The 16,713-nt window shown below is 41.0% G+C and carries 16 protein-coding genes; 8 read left to right on the top strand and 8 right to left on the bottom strand.

Translation table 11 applies throughout. From position 1 onward, the window contains the following. Positions 1 to 96: 96 nt before the first annotated feature. From prmA to efp, 5 genes are all read right to left on the bottom strand, one after another. The gene (prmA, locus tag BKK54_RS07830; protein WP_077542542.1) at positions 97 to 984 is read right to left on the bottom strand and encodes a 50S ribosomal protein L11 methyltransferase; all 888 of its coding nucleotides are present in this window, start codon (positions 982 to 984) and stop codon (positions 97 to 99) included. Between the two features lie 199 nt (positions 985 to 1,183). Continuing rightward, positions 1,184 to 2,056 (bottom strand): DMT family transporter, encoded by an 873-nt coding sequence (locus BKK54_RS07825; protein WP_077542541.1) that lies wholly within the window; start codon positions 2,054 to 2,056, stop codon positions 1,184 to 1,186. Positions 2,057 to 2,156: 100 nt separating this feature from the next. Beyond that, positions 2,157 to 3,617: a sodium/pantothenate symporter gene (gene panF / locus BKK54_RS07820; RefSeq protein WP_077542540.1), complete on the bottom strand. Its 1,461-nt coding sequence runs from the start codon at positions 3,615 to 3,617 to the stop codon at positions 2,157 to 2,159. Further along, complete coding sequence (locus BKK54_RS07815) at positions 3,614 to 3,871, bottom strand: YhdT family protein (protein WP_077542539.1); 258 nt, start codon at positions 3,869 to 3,871, stop codon at positions 3,614 to 3,616. The genes panF and BKK54_RS07815 overlap by 4 nt, the downstream gene beginning before the upstream one ends. A 141-nt stretch (positions 3,872 to 4,012) precedes the next feature. Then, positions 4,013 to 4,579, bottom strand: a complete 567-nt coding sequence (gene efp, locus BKK54_RS07810) for an elongation factor P (protein WP_005635150.1) — start codon at positions 4,577 to 4,579, stop codon at positions 4,013 to 4,015. A 34-nt stretch (positions 4,580 to 4,613) separates the two neighbouring features. On the opposite strand from efp, the gene epmB reads away from it, so the two are divergent. The 7 genes from epmB to BKK54_RS07775 all read left to right on the top strand — a co-directional run bounded on the left by epmB (position 4,614) and on the right by BKK54_RS07775 (position 12,210). Further along, on the top strand, positions 4,614 to 5,630 hold the full coding sequence (gene epmB, locus BKK54_RS07805; RefSeq protein ID WP_077542538.1) for an EF-P beta-lysylation protein EpmB: 1,017 nt from the start codon (positions 4,614 to 4,616) through the stop codon (positions 5,628 to 5,630). Between the two features lie 101 nt (positions 5,631 to 5,731). After that, positions 5,732 to 7,051 (top strand): opacity-associated protein OapA, encoded by a 1,320-nt coding sequence (gene oapA / locus BKK54_RS07800; protein WP_167366622.1) that lies wholly within the window; start codon positions 5,732 to 5,734, stop codon positions 7,049 to 7,051. A gap of 48 nt (positions 7,052 to 7,099) precedes the next feature. Then, positions 7,100 to 7,504 carry an MliC family protein gene (locus tag BKK54_RS07795; protein ID WP_077542536.1) on the top strand — a complete coding sequence of 135 codons (405 nt, stop codon included), beginning with the start codon at positions 7,100 to 7,102 and terminating at the stop codon, positions 7,502 to 7,504. Between the two features lie 3 nt (positions 7,505 to 7,507). Beyond that, positions 7,508 to 8,218 (top strand): DNA repair protein RecO, encoded by a 711-nt coding sequence (gene recO / locus BKK54_RS07790; RefSeq protein ID WP_077542535.1) that lies wholly within the window; start codon positions 7,508 to 7,510, stop codon positions 8,216 to 8,218. Beyond that, entirely contained in the window at positions 8,218 to 9,534 is a 1,317-nt protein-coding gene (rlmD, locus tag BKK54_RS07785; RefSeq protein ID WP_077542534.1) for a 23S rRNA (uracil(1939)-C(5))-methyltransferase RlmD, read from the top strand. Before recO ends, rlmD begins: the two co-directional genes overlap by 1 nt. Before the next feature lie 79 nt (positions 9,535 to 9,613). Next, a complete protein-coding gene (gene relA / locus BKK54_RS07780; RefSeq protein ID WP_077542533.1) occupies positions 9,614 to 11,845 on the top strand; it encodes a GTP diphosphokinase in 2,232 nt (743 codons plus the stop codon). Positions 11,846 to 11,853: 8 nt separating this feature from the next. After that, on the top strand, positions 11,854 to 12,210 hold the full coding sequence (locus BKK54_RS07775; protein WP_077542532.1) for a diacylglycerol kinase: 357 nt from the start codon (positions 11,854 to 11,856) through the stop codon (positions 12,208 to 12,210). An 88-nt stretch (positions 12,211 to 12,298) separates the two neighbouring features. On the opposite strand, the gene rraA is transcribed toward BKK54_RS07775, so the two are convergent. Continuing rightward, positions 12,299 to 12,799: a ribonuclease E activity regulator RraA gene (gene rraA, locus BKK54_RS07770; protein ID WP_077542531.1), complete on the bottom strand. Its 501-nt coding sequence runs from the start codon at positions 12,797 to 12,799 to the stop codon at positions 12,299 to 12,301. 46 nt (positions 12,800 to 12,845) lie between these two features. Then, positions 12,846 to 13,757: a 1,4-dihydroxy-2-naphthoate polyprenyltransferase gene (locus BKK54_RS07765; RefSeq protein ID WP_077542530.1), complete on the bottom strand. Its 912-nt coding sequence runs from the start codon at positions 13,755 to 13,757 to the stop codon at positions 12,846 to 12,848. Positions 13,758 to 13,818: 61 nt separating this feature from the next. Here BKK54_RS07765 and tsaA point away from each other — a divergent pair, with 61 nt between their 5' ends. Then, the gene (gene tsaA, locus BKK54_RS07760) at positions 13,819 to 14,562 is read left to right on the top strand and encodes a tRNA (N6-threonylcarbamoyladenosine(37)-N6)-methyltransferase TrmO (protein WP_077542529.1); all 744 of its coding nucleotides are present in this window, start codon (positions 13,819 to 13,821) and stop codon (positions 14,560 to 14,562) included. 192 nt (positions 14,563 to 14,754) lie between these two features. On the opposite strand, the gene rpoD is transcribed toward tsaA, so the two are convergent. Beyond that, complete coding sequence (gene rpoD, locus BKK54_RS07755) at positions 14,755 to 16,650, bottom strand: RNA polymerase sigma factor RpoD (protein ID WP_077542528.1); 1,896 nt, start codon at positions 16,648 to 16,650, stop codon at positions 14,755 to 14,757. Positions 16,651 to 16,713 lie beyond the last annotated feature (63 nt).

Genomic DNA, 16,713 nt, shown 5'->3' with positions numbered 1-16,713 from the left:
GACAACCGATAAGGCGTGCTATCATACGCATTTTACCCTAGTTTGCAAAGTGAAATTTGTTCAAAAAATACACTTTTTTTGATTGACAAAAAGAAATTAATGGTTTTTTAATTTACCTGTAATACGACACCACTCTTCACGCACGGATACAGGATCTAAAGTAAACGTTTGTGTGTAAGCTTCGTACACAGATTGGGCTTGGGTTTCTAAAATACCGGATAAGCCAAGCTCGCCGTTTTCTTTTACAAGCTGACTAATCACCGGATAAAGCTCTTTTAATGGGCCGGCGAGAATATTGGCAACAACAACATCAGCTTTTAGATTTTCCGGTTTCTCATCAGATAAAAAGAGTTGTAAACGAGCCGCCACACCGTTTTGCTCCGCATTATTACGGCTGGCAAGAATAGCTTGAGGATCGATGTCAATTCCAATTGCGTTCTTGGCGCCTAGCTTTAATGCGGCGATGGCTAAAATGCCTGAACCACAACCAAAATCAATTACTGTTTTACCTTCCAGATCTAATCCGTCTAACCATTCTAAACAAAGGGCTGTAGTAGGGTGTGTACCGGTACCAAATGCGAGGCCGGGATCAAGCATGACATTGACCGCATTTTCATCCGGCACTTCACGCCAACTTGGACAAATCCACAAACGTTTACCAAATTGCATAGGATGGAAATTATCCATCCATTCCCGCTCCCAGTCTTTATCTTCAATTTGTTCAACTTTGTAGGCGGTATTTTCATCTAAATGCCCTGCTTGTTTTAGCAAATCAATAATTTCCGTCATATTGGTTTCTGCATCAAATAACGCTATCACATCCGTATTACCCCAAAGGCGGGTTTCACCCGGTAAAGGTTCAAAAATCGGCGTATCTTGGCTATCCATAAATGTGACGGACACCGAACCGATTTCTTCTAAAAAATCACTGATTTGTTCTGCTTTTTCATTTGTGCTGTTTAGGCGAATTTGAATCCAAGCCATATATTTTTCCTTTGTTTACGATATTTATAGCAAATGCACGAATAAGAATGTCAATAAAACGTAGAGATACACGACATGCGTATGTCCGTAACATATTGAAATAAATTGGTTTTATAAGGGACATACGCAGTGTGTCCCTACAGATAAACCAAGCTTATGCAGTTGCTATATGTTCATTATTGGGTGAATATGGCGTGCATTATACCGATTTTTTCAAAAATTTCGGCAGTAATGTCGAACCAAGTGTGGCAAACATAATGATTGTGATGCCAAGTGCGGTTGAAAATGAAAGCGTTTCGCCAAGTAATAAAACTGCAAATAAAATACCAAATAGGGGCTCAAGAGAGACTAAAACGCCGGAAAGGTTGGCATCTACACTATTTAGCCCCTTATTCCACAGCCAGTAAGCGAGCCAACTACAACCGATAGCGAGATAAAATAATCCGATGATACCGTATCCATTCAAATGAATTTCCCAGTTTTCAGTTAACACTAAGGTGAAGGGCAATGTGGTGATTGTACCTAATACAAGGGTTGCTGAAGTATAGGCTTGAGTAGATATTTTGGCGACAATAGATTGTGTCCAACGCAACACACAGGCAAAAATAATACCTGCCGATAACACTAATAAACAACCAAATAAGCTAATTTCATTGATCCCTTCATGGTGTTGTCCACCATTAATCATCACGGCAACGCCTAAAAATGCGAGACCACCGAAGAGCCAATGGAACCATTTTGCTTTGTCTTTGAAAAAGAAATGGCCAACGAATACGACAAGAAGAGGTTCTAGCCCAATCATCGTGACCGCACTGGAAGCAGAAGTATATTTCAAGCCGATAAATTGTAATAAGAAAACGGCGGTATAGTTAAAAAAGGCGAGCCACCACAATTGTTTTCTCATGGGATAGCTAATTTTTTTCCAACGACGTAAAAAGAGGGGAAAGACGAAAATCATTGCAATAATTAACCGCACTTGGACGACAAGCACGGGATCCATCATCGAATAAGTGAATTTGGCTGCGATGAGTGAACTGCTCCAAAGCAGCAAGGCGATAATTTGATAGAGCATTATTTTTGTTTATTTGTAGGGACACATATCTTGTGTCCAGTAATAGCATATTAAAAATTTGATTTTATTTCAGGTCTGTGTCCCTGCCACATAATGTCGGTTAATTCCTCAAGTGCGGTGATTTTTTACGCTGTTTTTTCATACGGATCTCACCCAATTTATTCCCCACTAAAAATGCGATTAAACCGAATGTTAATGCCGGCACGATTTGATGGAATCCAAGCAGTTTCATATTGAGTTGCGTGAGTAAAATATAACTGCCTAAGCCGACAATCATTGAGCTTAATGCCCCGTAAGCATTGGCTTTATCCCAATAAATTCCTAACACGATAACCCATAAAAAGGCGGCTTCCAATCCTCCAAAAGCGAACAAGTTCAGCCAAATAATCATATCTGGCGGATTAAGAGCAGCAAGAATTAAAAGTGCGGTTAAAATCAGCGTAATAATGGAAGAAAAATAGCTGATTTTTTTCTCATTTTTAGCCGCATTTGGCTTGGCAGAAAGATATAAATCTTTGACAAAAATTGATGATGATTGAATCAGCTGTGCATCAATGGTGGACATTATGGCAGACATCGGGGCGGCTAAGAAAATCCCTGCCACAATAGGTGGAAGAACTTGCAACATGAGGGTGGGGATAACCTGATCCGCAATGGTTAAATTAGGGATAATCGCACGCCCTAATGCACCGGATAAGTGCATTCCGAACATAATTAAAGAAAGCACAATGGTGCCGATCAACATCCCGCGGTGCAGAGCTTTACTGTCTTTAAATGCCATACAACGCACCGCTGTGTGTGGTAATCCTACCACACCAAAACAGACGAGCACCCAAAATGAAGCCATAAATTGAAAACCGAGCATATTGTTCGGTCCATAAGGGCTGACTAAGGCAGGATCAATTTCGGTTAATTTATTGACCGCACTTTCTACGCCACCAAGAGCATAAATGGTTCCGCCTAGTAAAATCACCGTACCGATAATCATCACGGTGCCTTGAATGGTATCAGTCAGCACCACGGCACGGAAGCCGCCGATAAACGTATAAATCCCCACAGTGAAGGCGAAAAGTAAAAGCGCCTGCGTGTAAGAAATTCCAATGGTCGTTTCAAGTAATCGTGCACCACCGATAAATTGCACGGTCATCGCCGCAAAAAAAGCGAGTAATAAGGCAAGACTTGAAATCCAAACAAGGTATTTATTTTTGTAGCGATACAAGAAAAGATCATTGATGGTGAGGGCGTTCGTTTCTCTTGAAAGGAGAGCAAATTTTTTGCCTAATACGCCCAAAGCAAGCCATACGGCAGGCACTTGGATCATGGCTAGCAATACCCAACCCAACCCATATTTATAGGCAGCTCCCGGCCCCCCGACAAAAGAACTGGCGCTGGCATAGGTAGAGGCAGTGGTCATGGCAAGCACAAAACCTGTCATTGAGCGATTTCCGACATAATATTCTGTTAAAAAATCGCCTTTTGTTCGCTTCACATAAGCATAGATCGCCGCCCCAAATACAAAAGTGAGATAGATGATTAAAGGAAGAATGATGCCGAGATTCATTGCTTATCGCCCTTATCTTTGATTTCTAAGGAAATATCCAGATAGACAATTTTGATGACCCAATAGCCGACAACGATAAACAAAATCGGTAAATAGATGCAGGAAAGCTCAAACCAAAGGGGGAAACCGATTGGACCTAAAGTTTCTTTTGGTAAGTAAGCGCATAAACACCAACCGATCACATATAAGAAACTGAGCCCTAATGCCCATCTCGCTTCCTTAGCAGCTTGTTTGTATCGTTGTGTGAGTGTCATAATATTCCTTAGAAGGCTTTGCTCATTTCTAATCCAATGCTACCACTATTTATCTGTTTTTTGGAGTGTAGATTTTAAAAACAAAAGAGCGGTCAAAAATTCATGAGATTTTTTGACCGCTCTTTTTATCTTAAAAAAGGATTATTTCACACGGGAAACATATTCGCCCGAACGGGTATCCACTTTAATTACTTCACCAATTTGAACGAATAGAGGCACTTTTACGACTGCACCGGTGCTGAGGGTTGCCGGTTTGCCGCCGGTACCAGCGGTATCACCTTTTAAGCCAGGGTCGGTATCCACGATTTCTAATTCAACGAAGTTTGGTGGTGTTACGGTAATTGGTGCACCGTTCCATAGAGTAACGATACAATCTGCTTGGTCTAATAACCATTTTTCTGCATCTCCCACTGCTTTTGCATCGGCAGAATACTGCTCGAAGGTTTCAGGGTGCATAAAATACCAAAATGCATCGTCTTTGTATGAATAGGTTAAGTTAAGATCCATAACGTCAGCTGCTTCAACAGAAGTACCGGATTTAAAGTTTACATCCAACACTTTGCCGGAAATTAATTTACGAATACGGGTACGGGTAAATGCTTGACCTTTTCCCGGTTTGACAAATTCATTTTCAACGATCACGCAAGGTTCGCCATCTTGCATAAATTTTAGACCCGGTTTGAAATCACTGGTAGTATATGTAGCCATATTAAATATCCTAAAAATAGAGACAGTTTTAAAAGTGCGTATTCTAACTCAAGATCCCGTTCTTAGAGAAGAACAAAATTGGCTCGCGATTCTAAAACATGCGATTTCTGATCCTAAAATATTGCTAAAACTCCTTGAGTTGCCGGAAAAGGATTTTGAGCAGGCGTTAAATGCCCGTAAACTTTTTGCTCTTCGGGTTCCTCATCCTTTTGTCGCAAAGATGGAAAAAGGTAACCCGAACGATCCACTTTTTTTGCAAGTGATGTGTTCCGATTTAGAATTTGTGCAGGCTGAAGGATTTTCAACGGATCCTCTTGAGGAGCAAAATGCCAATGCTGTGCCGAATATTTTGCATAAATATGGCAATCGTCTTTTGTTTATGGTGAAAGGCGGTTGTGCGGTGAATTGTCGTTATTGCTTTCGTCGTCATTTTCCTTACGATGAAAATCCGGGGAATAAACAAAGTTGGCAACAGGCGCTGGATTACATCGCCGAACATGATGAAATTGAAGAGGTGATTTTTTCCGGTGGCGATCCGCTGATGGCGAAAGATCACGAGTTGGAATGGTTGATAAAACGTCTCGAAAATCTACCGCACTTACAACGTTTACGCATTCATACTCGTTTGCCAGTGGTGATTCCACAGCGAATCACCGATGAATTTTGTCATATTTTGGCGAATAGCCGTTTACAAGCGGTATTGGTGACTCATATTAACCACCCTAATGAAATTGATGAGCCTTTAGACTATGCGATGAAAAAACTTCGTCATTCAGGGATAACGCTCCTTAACCAATCCGTCTTGTTGAAAGGCATTAATGATGATGCACAAATTTTGAAAAAACTTAGTGATAAATTATTTCAAATAGGGATTTTACCTTATTACTTACATTTATTGGATAAGGTACAAGGGGCAAGTCATTTTTTAATCAGTGATAAACAAGCTATGGTGATTTATAAAACCTTGCAATCACTTACATCCGGTTATCTTGTGCCTAAACTTGCTCGTGAGATTGCAGGTGAGCCAAATAAGACTTTATACGCTGAATAAGATCCGATAGAATACACGCAATTTTTTCACCGCACTTTTGTGCGTGGCGATAACAATAAAAAACGGCCAATAATTATTAAACTGAGGTAATCGTGAATTCTATGAATGGCAATCAATCAAACGATAACAAATCACAAGGCGAACTTGAGCTTGGGTTAAGCCAAGCAGATTCAATTACACCAAGAAAACCGGTTCATTCAAACGAATCTTTATTTGATAAAGCAAAAGGATTATTTGGGCGTAAAGAGCAGCCTGAAACCCAATTTCATGTGCGTAAAGAACCGACATTTGGTGAAAGCCACACACAGCAAGATCCCCTTCAGCCTAGCCAATCTTCTACGTTGGCAACAGAAGTTGAAACAACGGCTGAAAGTGTTGCAAAAGAGGCTGAATCCACGATTGAACCGGTGAGCGAAACGGTTCAAGCGAAAGTGGAAGAAATGGAGGACAGTGTCGTTTCGGTCACCGAACAGGCAAAAGAAAGCTTAGATGCGGGAACTACAGCGTTAAAGCGCCCTGAAAAATGGAAAATTCTTCAAATTTTACCGGAAAAACACCGTCGTCTCTTTGTTGCGATTCTAGCGCTAGTTTTACTTTTAATCGTGTTTTTTGCGTTAAAACCGAATTCCGATACGGTGGAATCTTTTGAATTACAAAATAACAATGAGATTCCGGTACAATTCCAGTCTTTAGATCAGTCTCAACCGGTAGAAACCACGGTGTTAGACAATATCTCGGCGCTACAAGCAAGCACACCGATTGCAGAGCCACAAATGCAGTCTGAATCTAATACTTCTGAGCCGGGTAAAATGGAATATGTTGGCGATCAAAAAGTGGCAACAGACTCGACAAAAGAGACGGGGGCCGTATCATCCGTCAATGAGAGGGTTTCTCAGCCCGTTCCTGTCGCCCCTGTTCGTCCCGAATCGGTTAAACAAGTTGAACGTACCGTTGGCAGCGTCCGTGAAACCGTCAAACATGATGGGGTTAAAGCTGTTACTCAAGAACGTAAAATCGTAGAAAAACCAACAGCGAAATCGGTTCAACCTAAAACCGAACTGGCAAGAAAAGCTCCTGTTCAAGAAACAAAAGCGACAGTGAAAAATGAACGCAAAGTTCAAATTGTTGAAGCAAAACCTGTGACTAATGCAGAAAAAGTGGCATCAAACGGTGCAAGTAAAACCTTAATCGTACCGAAAGGTGTTTCTCTTATGCAAGTATTCCGTGATCACAATTTGAATATTTCAGACGTGAATGCGATGACAAAAGCAAACGGAGCGGGCAATGTTTTGAGTAGCTTTAAGCCGGGAGATAAAGTCCAAGTTTCCCTGAATGGGCAAGGCCGAGTCAGTGAGTTGCGTTTATCTAATGGCACTAAGTTTGTACGTCAGGCTGACGGATCATATCAATTCAGAAAATAATTGTAAGGGCGAATCTTCGCCCTTTTTGTTTCCTTTTGGTGAAGGATTATGCTAAGAAAAACATTGTTTATTTTGACCGCACTTTTGTTTGGTGGGTGTGCTCATAGTCCATTATTAAGTGAGCAATCTCCACAAAAGATGGCTGTGCAGAAGGTTGATAAAGCCTCACAAATCGGCTCGGCAAAATTGTATTTCTGCAAAGATGATAAGGAAGTTCGTGTCGTATACAGTGCACAGAAACGAAATAAGAAAATGTTGAAACAAGTTTCCATAACCTTTAATCAAGTTACGGAAAAACTCACTCAAATGATTTCAGAACGTGGCAAGAATTACGGAAATATTCGTTGGACATGGTTAGAGCGTAATGATTTTAGTACCCTAAAAAACAGTCTTGGTGACATTTTGGCTGAGCAATGTGTTTTGAAATCTTCTGCCCCCTCATTGAGTAAATAATACGTGCAAACCGAACTCCAACGTGGTTTTGTGTTACACCGCCGACCTTATAGCGAAACCAGCTTATTAGTGGATTTATTCACGGAAGAGAGCGGTCGTCTCACTGTCATCGCAAAAGGGGCGAGAGCGAAACGTTCAACTTGGAAATCTGTCTTGCAACCTTTTACGCCCTTATTATTACGTTGGACGGGAAAAGGTGGTCTGAAAACGCTTACCAAAGCAGAACCGGCTGCGATCACTTTACCTTTACAACAGACCGCACTTTATAGTGGGTTTTATGTGAATGAGTTGCTCACCCGAGTTATTGAGCCGGAAACGGCAAATTCACCTTTATTTCAACATTATTTAAAATGCTTAACGAGTTTGGCTACAGAATCAAATGTCGAACCTTGCTTGCGTTTATTTGAATTTAACTTACTGCAAATTCTCGGCTATGGTGTGGATTTTCTGCATTGTGTCGGCTCGGGGCTGCCGGTGGAACCGGCAATGACTTACCGCTACCGTGAGGAGAAGGGCTTTATCGCCTCATTGGTGAAAGATAATCTCACTTTTTACGGGCGAGATCTGATAGCCTTTGCAGCCCTTGATTTTTCCGATGAAGCTGTACGCCAGGCAGCGAAACGCTTCACTCGCATAGCACTTAAACCTTACCTCGGTGATAAACCTCTAAAAAGCCGGGAATTATTCACTCAAAATATTTTATTTTTAAAATAATGGTACTGCTTTATACGCCACAGAAAAAACTCAATAAGCCAAAAAAGATCACGGCAACAATTATTGAGCTGGATTACCAAGGTCTAGGCGTGGCAAAAATTAATGGTAAAACTTGGTTTATCGAAAATGTCCTACCACAAGAGAAAGTGGAATGTACTGTGTTGGAAGAAAAACGCCAATATGGTCGGGCTGTGGTAACAAAATGGTTTGAGAAAAGCTCGCTTCGTGTCTCGCCACAATGTATTTATTTCGGGCGTTGTGGCGGGTGTCAAGCCCAACATATCCCTGTTGAAATGCAGCGTAAAGTTAAACAGTCAGCGCTGTTTAAACGCTTGACAAGGCTTCAGCAAGAACCTATTGATTTTCAACCGATGATTTGTGGTGAACCTTGGCAATATCGCCGTCGGGTACGTTTAAGTTTATGGTTTAATCCTAAAACCAAGCACATTGACATGGGATTTCGCCAGAAAAATTCCCATGATTTGATTGCAGTCGAACACTGTGACGTGATGGAACCTGCCATCAATTATTTACTACCAAAATTGACCGCACTTTTAGGACGTTATTCCAACCAAAAACAACTTGGACATATTGAGTTAGTCGTGGCAGATAATGGGGTAGCAATGCTATTGCGCTATACTGGAAATCTCACCGAAATTGACCGCACTTTATTGTTGAATTTTGCCGAGCAAGAAAATTTAATGCTTTTTCTACAAAGTGATGAGGGCATTGAACAAGCTTGTGAAGACTTACCTTATTATCAATTTTCCGATGGCACGAAATTTCATTTTGATATTCAGGATTTTATTCAGGTTAATCGTACGCTAAATGAAATCATGGTGCAAACAGCACTGGATTGGCTTGATCTTCAACCAACAGATCGTGTGTTAGATTTATTTTGCGGAATGGGTAATTTTACGCTTCCTTTGGCAAAACGAGTGAAAAGTGCGGTGGGAATTGAAGGCGTTTTTGACATGGCGAAAAAAGCCAAACAAAATGCTGAACGTAATCAGATCAATAATATTGAATTTTTTCAAGCAAATCTTGACCAATCTTTTATCAATCAGCCTTGGGCAATGCAGTGTTTCAACAAGATCTTGCTTGATCCACCACGGAGCGGCGCGGCATTTGCCCTGAATGCATTGTGTGAGTTAAAAGCAGAAAAAATCCTTTATGTGTCCTGTAACCCGACTACCTTGGTACGTGATGCAGAAATTCTACGCAGCTTTGGCTATAAAATTGAAAAAAGTGCGGTGATTGATATGTTTCCTCATACGGGGCATTTGGAATCTCTCACGTTATTTTCTACAAAATAAGTAGGTTATTCTGTTACAATGACTGGGCTAAAATGGAGTAACAGGAGGTTGCTCTTTTCTTCATCAACAAGGGGGTATTATGGTTGCTGTTCGTGGTTCTCATTTGTTAAATCCGCAAGATTTTGTGATTGAACAATGGTGTGCAGCATTAAAGCTTGCTGAACAGACGGAAAGAAGTCTGGTTGAGGCGTGGTACTATGTACGTAATTTGATGGAACGCCACCCTGATGAAATGAAAAATGCCACATTGACACTCCAATCCGGTGTGGAAATGGTGGAGATTTTGTACGAACTCAATATGGATACCGAGAGTCTTATCACGGCAATGTTGTTCCCGGCGGTGGCGAATCGTTTAGTGGATTGGGAAGCCTTAAAGGAAGAGTTTGGCACGAAAATCACGAAACTACTTCGAGGCGTGGAAGAGATGGATAATATCCGTCAGCTTAACGCTAGCCATTCAGCCAATGCCTTACAGGTGGATAATGTACGCCGTATGCTGCTTGCGATGGTGGATGATTTCCGCTGCGTCATTATCAAGCTTGCCGAACGCATTACCTTCTTACGTGATGCTGAAAATCGTTGTTCTGAAGAAGAAAAAGTGCTTGCCGCCAAAGAATGTTCTAATATTTATGCCCCATTGGCAAATCGCTTAGGGATTGGGCAGCTTAAATGGGAGCTGGAGGATTATTGTTTCCGTTATTTACACCCGGAACAATATCGTGCTATCGCCAAATTATTACAAGAGCGTCGTCTTGATCGTGAACATTATATTGCGGATTTTGTACAAGAATTAAGTGGTTATCTGCGTGAAAATATTGACTGTGTCGAAGTGTATGGACGCCCAAAACACATTTATAGCATTTGGCGTAAAATGCAGAAAAAACACCTGGAATTTAGTGGGCTATACGATGTAAGAGCGGTGAGAATTATCGTTCAAAAATTACAAGATTGTTATACCGCATTAGGTATTGTTCACACCCATTTTAAACATTTGCCAAAAGAATTTGACGATTACGTTGCTAATCCTAAACCAAATGGGTATCAGTCTATTCATACCGTTGTGCTAGGAAAAGGCGGTAAGCCGATTGAAGTGCAAATTCGCACCCAACAAATGCACGATGATGCGGAGTTAGGTGTGGCAGCACACTGGAAATATAAAGAAGGCACTACCGGCAGTTTATCCGCTTATGAAGAAAAAATTGCATGGTTGCGTAAATTACTCGCATGGCAAGATGATATTACCGACTCCGGCGAAGTGATGGCGGAATTACGAAGCCAAGTATTTGATGATCGTGTCTATGTGTTCACCCCAAAAGGTGAAGTTGTAGATTTGCCTGCCGGTTCAACCCCCCTTGATTTTGCCTATGCGATTCATAGTGAAATTGGCCATCGTTGTATTGGCGCAAAAGTAGGAGGACGCATTGTCCCTTTTACTTACCAGTTACAAATGGGCGATCAAATTGACATCATTACCCAGAAAAATCCGAATCCAAGCCGTGATTGGCTCAACCCTAATTTAGGTTTTACTCATACGGCGAAGTCTCGATCAAAAATTCAGGCATGGTTTAAAAAGCAAGATCGTGATAAAAATGTGCCGGCAGGAAAAGAATTGCTAGATAATGAGTTAGCTCGTTTAAATCTGAGTATCAAGCAAGTAGAACCTTACGCTCTGCCTCGTTATAACTTGAAAAATCTAGAGGATCTTTATGCGGGAATTGGCAGTGGCGATATTCGTCTCAATCATTTGGTGAACTTTTTACAAAGTAAGCTTATCAAAGTCAGCGCCGAGCAAGCCGATCAAGAAATTTTGCGTCATGTCGCAACCAAAAGTGCGGTGAATTCTCAGCAAAAAAATACAGAAAAGAGCGGCTGCGTGATCGTGGAAGGGGTGGGGAATTTAATGCATCATATTGCCCGTTGTTGCCAACCTATTCCGGGCGATGCCATTGTCGGTTATATCACAATGGGGAGGGGGATTTCTATTCACCGCAGTGATTGTGAACAGTTTTTAGAGCTACAAACGGCACACCCGGAACGAGTGGTGGATTCCATCTGGGGGGAAAACTATGCTCGAGGATTCCATATTAATATTCGGATTGTCGCAAGCGATAGAAACGGATTACTACGTGATATCACCACTGTGCTTGCGAATGAAAAAATCAGTGTATTGGGGGTGTCCAGCAGAGCTGATACTAAAAAACAGATAGCAACTATTGATATGGAGATTGAACTTCATAATGTAGAAAGTTTAAGCAAAATCTTAGCAAGATTGGCAAAGTTGGATGACGTGATTGAAGCAAAACGCTTATAGGTAAATTTATGTACAAAACAACCGGGTTAACCCATTTAATCAATTCCACAAAATATTCTCTTCAAGGCTTAAAAAGTGCGTTTAAGAACGAAACTGCTTTTCGCCACGAATGCTTTCTTGCGGTGATTTTAATCCCGCTAGCCTTCTTTTTGGGAGAGACTAAAATCGAAATCGCTTTAATGATTTCATCTGTTTTACTTGTTATGGCTGTGGAATTATTAAACAGCGCCGTTGAAGCAGTGGTCGATCGCATCGGTACCGAACGCCATGAACTTTCCGGCAGAGCCAAAGATCAAGGTTCCGCTGCTGTCTTTATTGCACTTTGCATTGTAGGTGTCGTGTGGGGAAGTATTTTATTTTTTTAAAGTGTGGTTGGTTTTTAAAAGACTTTGGCTTATGCATTGGCATAAGCCGTTTTTTTTTGCCTATTTGGTTATCTAGGATAGCCTTTATTTATTCTTCCTCGAAATCATCTAAATCAAGCGCTTCTTGGGAGAGGATGATACCCGTGAGATCCGCATAAATATAATCTTCAGGGAAGAATGTTACGCCTCCGAAATTAACGGGAATATCAATTTCTCCTGTTTGGTTTTCATCTGCACTGACCGGAATTGGCGCAAGGGCGTGGATACCAATATCAATATTTTCTAATTGTTGGATTTGGCGAACGGCTCCGTAAACGATAATTCCTTCCCAACCATTATCTGCAGCAAGTTGTGCGAGCTCGGCATCAACTAAACCACGACGCACTGCACCACCACCATCTATCACTAATACGCGACCTTCACCATTTTCTTCTAATACCTCAGCAATAAGCCCATTATTTTCAAAGCATTTTACGGTGGTGACTTTACCAAAGAAATGGCTCGCCCCCCCAAAACTTGAAAAAATTGGCTCTACCACATCGACTTGATCCGCATAGAGATCGCAAAGTTCCGAAGTATCAATAAACATAAATTTCCCCTATTAAATGTTGAGATGCTACTTAGTATATGCTGATTTAGCCGATAAGCAAGCCCAAACTAAAAAGTAGATTGGTAAAGAGTGAGATCATTGACATTTGTGCCAGCATTGGACGTAGTGCCGCGGGGGATTGGCTACGATAAACAAAAACAGCCTGTTTAGCGAGTAATGGAAAAGCAAGTAAGAATGAATAATTGAGCCAAGAGGTGGCGGTTTTGAATGTAAATAGTAAATAACACAGCGTAGCGAAACTTAATAGAATACAGTGGTAAATACGCCCTTTATGTGCCCCTAAACGAACGGCAAGAGTATTTTTACCGGCTTTGGCATCTTGTTCAATATCTCGTAAGTTATTGATATTTAGGACAGCACTGGCAAGTAAACCTGAGCCGATAGCGGGTAGTATAATGTGGTTGTCAATGCTGTGTGTTTGTAAGTAATAAGTGCCCCCCACGCCAAGTATGCCAAAAAACACTAAAACGGAAATATCGCCTAAGCCCATATAGCCGTATGGTTTTGCTCCTACGGTATAAGTAATGGCAGCAATAATTGCTAAAATGCCAAGTAGAGCAAAGGCTAAGAGATCGGTGAGGTTTTCATAAGCGATGCCAATCAAAAAACTGCCGGAAATAAAACTTGCAACAATCATTAAGATTAAGCCCCATTTTAATTCAACGGCTGAAATCCCCCCTTTTTGGATACCTCGTAATGGACCGATACGTTCTTCTGTATCTGAACCTTTTTGGTGATCACCATAGTCGTTGGCAAAGTTTGAGAGTACCTGTAATAAGATCGTTGTCAGCAGGCAAAGTACCATTATCGAAACATTAAATGTCTCAGGCTTTGCCCGGTAAGCAAGGGCTGAGCCCGTGAAGATAGAGGCTAATGCGAGCGGTAATGTTTTTGGGCGCGCCGTTTCCCACCACATTTTCAATTTTTCATTTGTCATTTTTTTTGACCGCACTTTTGATTACAATAGGTGGTGTATTCTACATTAATCTCAGGTATTTATGAATGACTTAACCCTCTTTCCCATCGCCATTATCCATACCCCTTATAAAGAAAAATTCTCTGTTCCACGTCAACCTGATTTAGTGCAAGACGGTGTCGGTATTGTCGAGCTACTTCCTCCTTATAATTTACCGGAGGCGGTGCAAGGGCTAGAACAATTTAGCCATCTCTGGTTAATTTTTCAATTTGATCAAATTCAACAAGGAAAATGGCAGCCAAAAGTTCGCCCGCCACGTTTAGGGGGAAATCAGCGGGTAGGGGTATTTGCCTCACGGGCAACGCATCGTCCAAATCCATTGGGATTGTCAAAAGTGGAATTGCGTAAGGTGGAATGTCTAAACGGAAATGTATTTCTACATTTAGGGGCCGTGGATTTGGTGGATGGAACACCGATTTTCGATATCAAACCTTATATTGCCTATGCGGATAGTGAGCCCTATGCAAAATCAGGTTTTGCACAAGAAAAACCACAGTCAAAACTTCATGTGGAATTTACTGAGCACGCTAAAAGTGTGGTGAAAAAACTTGAAGAAAAACGACCGCACTTAGGACGTTTTATTCGTGAGGTCATTGAGCAAGATCCCCGTCCAGCCTACCGGCAGGGTAAGCTAAGTGAACGTATTTACGGAATTAGCCTTTATGAATTTAATATTAAGTGGCGAATTAAATCGGGTTCGTTAGATGTCGTAGAAGTGCTTGATGTCGAGAAAAATATTGTCATGAAAGCCAAAAAGCATATTTGAAAATCCGACATGTTGTTATTACACAAATTTGATGTTTGGTTTATCTGTAGAAATTTTGTTTTGTGTATTTGCCATATAACACTGAAAAAAATCTGTATCTTAATCGGTTGGTTATGCAACCTTTGGGATACAGATGAGAATGTAGCATGTGTAAAACACTGTTTCACACAAAACGATTTTTATTGAATATAACTATTCATCCAAGAAACTACGCAAAGTTTCTGAACGACTAGGATGACGAAGTTTACGCAAGGCTTTAGCTTCAATTTGGCGAATACGCTCACGGGTTACATCAAATTGTTTGCCCACTTCCTCAAGGGTATGATCCGTATTCATATCAATACCAAAACGCATACGTAATACTTTCGCCTCACGTGGTGTGAGACCTTCTAGCACTTCATGAGTCGCCACTTTTAAGCTTTGTGCGGTAGCAGAGTCTAACGGTAATTCAAGAGTGCTATCTTCAATAAAGTCACCTAAATGTGAATCATCGTCATCACCGATAGGGGTTTCCATAGAAATTGGTTCTTTCGCAATTTTTAATACTTTACGAATTTTATCTTCCGGCATACCCATCCGTTCTGCCAATTCTTCCGGCGTGGCTTCACGTCCCATTTCTTGCAACATTTGACGAGAAATACGGTTGAGTTTATTGATCGTTTCAATCATATGAACAGGAATACGAATCGTACGCGCTTGATCGGCAATAGAGCGAGTAATGGCTTGACGAATCCACCAAGTCGCATAAGTGGAGAATTTATAGCCTCGGCGATATTCAAATTTATCAACCGCTTTCATTAAGCCAATATTACCTTCTTGAATTAAATCCAAGAATTGTAAGCCACGGTTTGTGTATTTTTTAGCGATAGAAATAACCAAACGTAAGTTGGCTTCTACCATTTCTTTTTTAGCTCGACGGGCTTTTTGTTCACCACGAGACACCGCATCGCAAATGGTGCGCATTTGTTGGACGGTGAGGTTTGAACTTTGTTCAAAAATAGCTAAATTTGCTAAAGCTTGGCGGATGCGCTCCTCATATTTTGGTAAACGTTTTGCCCAAGGTTTAGAAGATTTTAAGGCTTTATCCAGCCATGTATCGCTACTACCAAAAGTGATGATGATTTTTTCAAATTCTTCTTTTGACATACCGGCAATATCAACTAACACTTTTTGTAATTGGCGCTCTTCGGCGCGCACTCGCTTCATCATATTTTTCATAGATAAAACAAGTAAATCGAATTGTTTTGGTACAAGGCGGAATTGTTTGAAAATTTCAGCGAGTAAAACGACTTGTTCCTGTGATTTTTTATGATCACGTCCATGTTTAGCAATTGCAGCTAAGGTTTTAGTATGTTGTGTTTTGAGTTCAGTGAACTTTTCACGTGCAACTTCAGGATCGATACTATTATCGGTATCAGAGCTATCTGTTGCTGAATCGTTATCCTCTTCTTCCTCTTCATTATCGTCAATATTAACGTCCGTTGTGTGTGTGTCTTCATCATCTTCATCATCTTCATCAAAAGTATCTGATAATTCAGGTGTTTCTTCGGTGACGACATTAGGATCTACAAAACCCGAAATGAGATCAGCAAGGCGAACATTGCCTTCTTCTACTTTATTGTATTGGTCGAGTAAATCATTGAGGGCTTCAGGATAAGCAGCAATGGAAGTTTGAACTTCATCAATACCTTCTTCAATTCGTTTGGCAATGCTGATCTCATCTTCACGTGTTAATAGGTCAACCGTTCCCATTTCGCGCATATACATACGCACCGGATCGGTTGTGCGACCAATTTCCGATTCGACATTTGAAAGAATTTGTGTCGCTTCTTCTACGGCATCTTCATCTGGAATGGTGTCGTTTAACATCATATCATCGCTTTCCGGTGCTTCATCCAACACAGGAATCCCTGCATCATTTTGCAAGGTTTGGAGTAATTTATCGTAGTATTCAGGATCGACCACATCTTCAGGCAGTAAATCATTGATTTCTGCATAGGTTAAGTAACCTTGCGTTCGGCCTAATTCCATTAATTGTTCAATTTGTTCTGAATATTGTTCCGCAGTAGATTGTTGATTTTGTTCCATGTTTATACCCATGTCGTCGTGTTTTTATGGATGAAATTTCTCGTTTTAGCGGGAGATTTTACC

Origin of the sequence: Rodentibacter genomosp. 1, assembly GCF_001999285.1 — a bacterium.
Taxonomy (GTDB): domain Bacteria; phylum Pseudomonadota; class Gammaproteobacteria; order Enterobacterales; family Pasteurellaceae; genus Rodentibacter.
The sequence above is the reverse complement of the archived record's forward strand: the minus strand, read 5'-3'. Positions and strand labels throughout refer to the sequence as shown.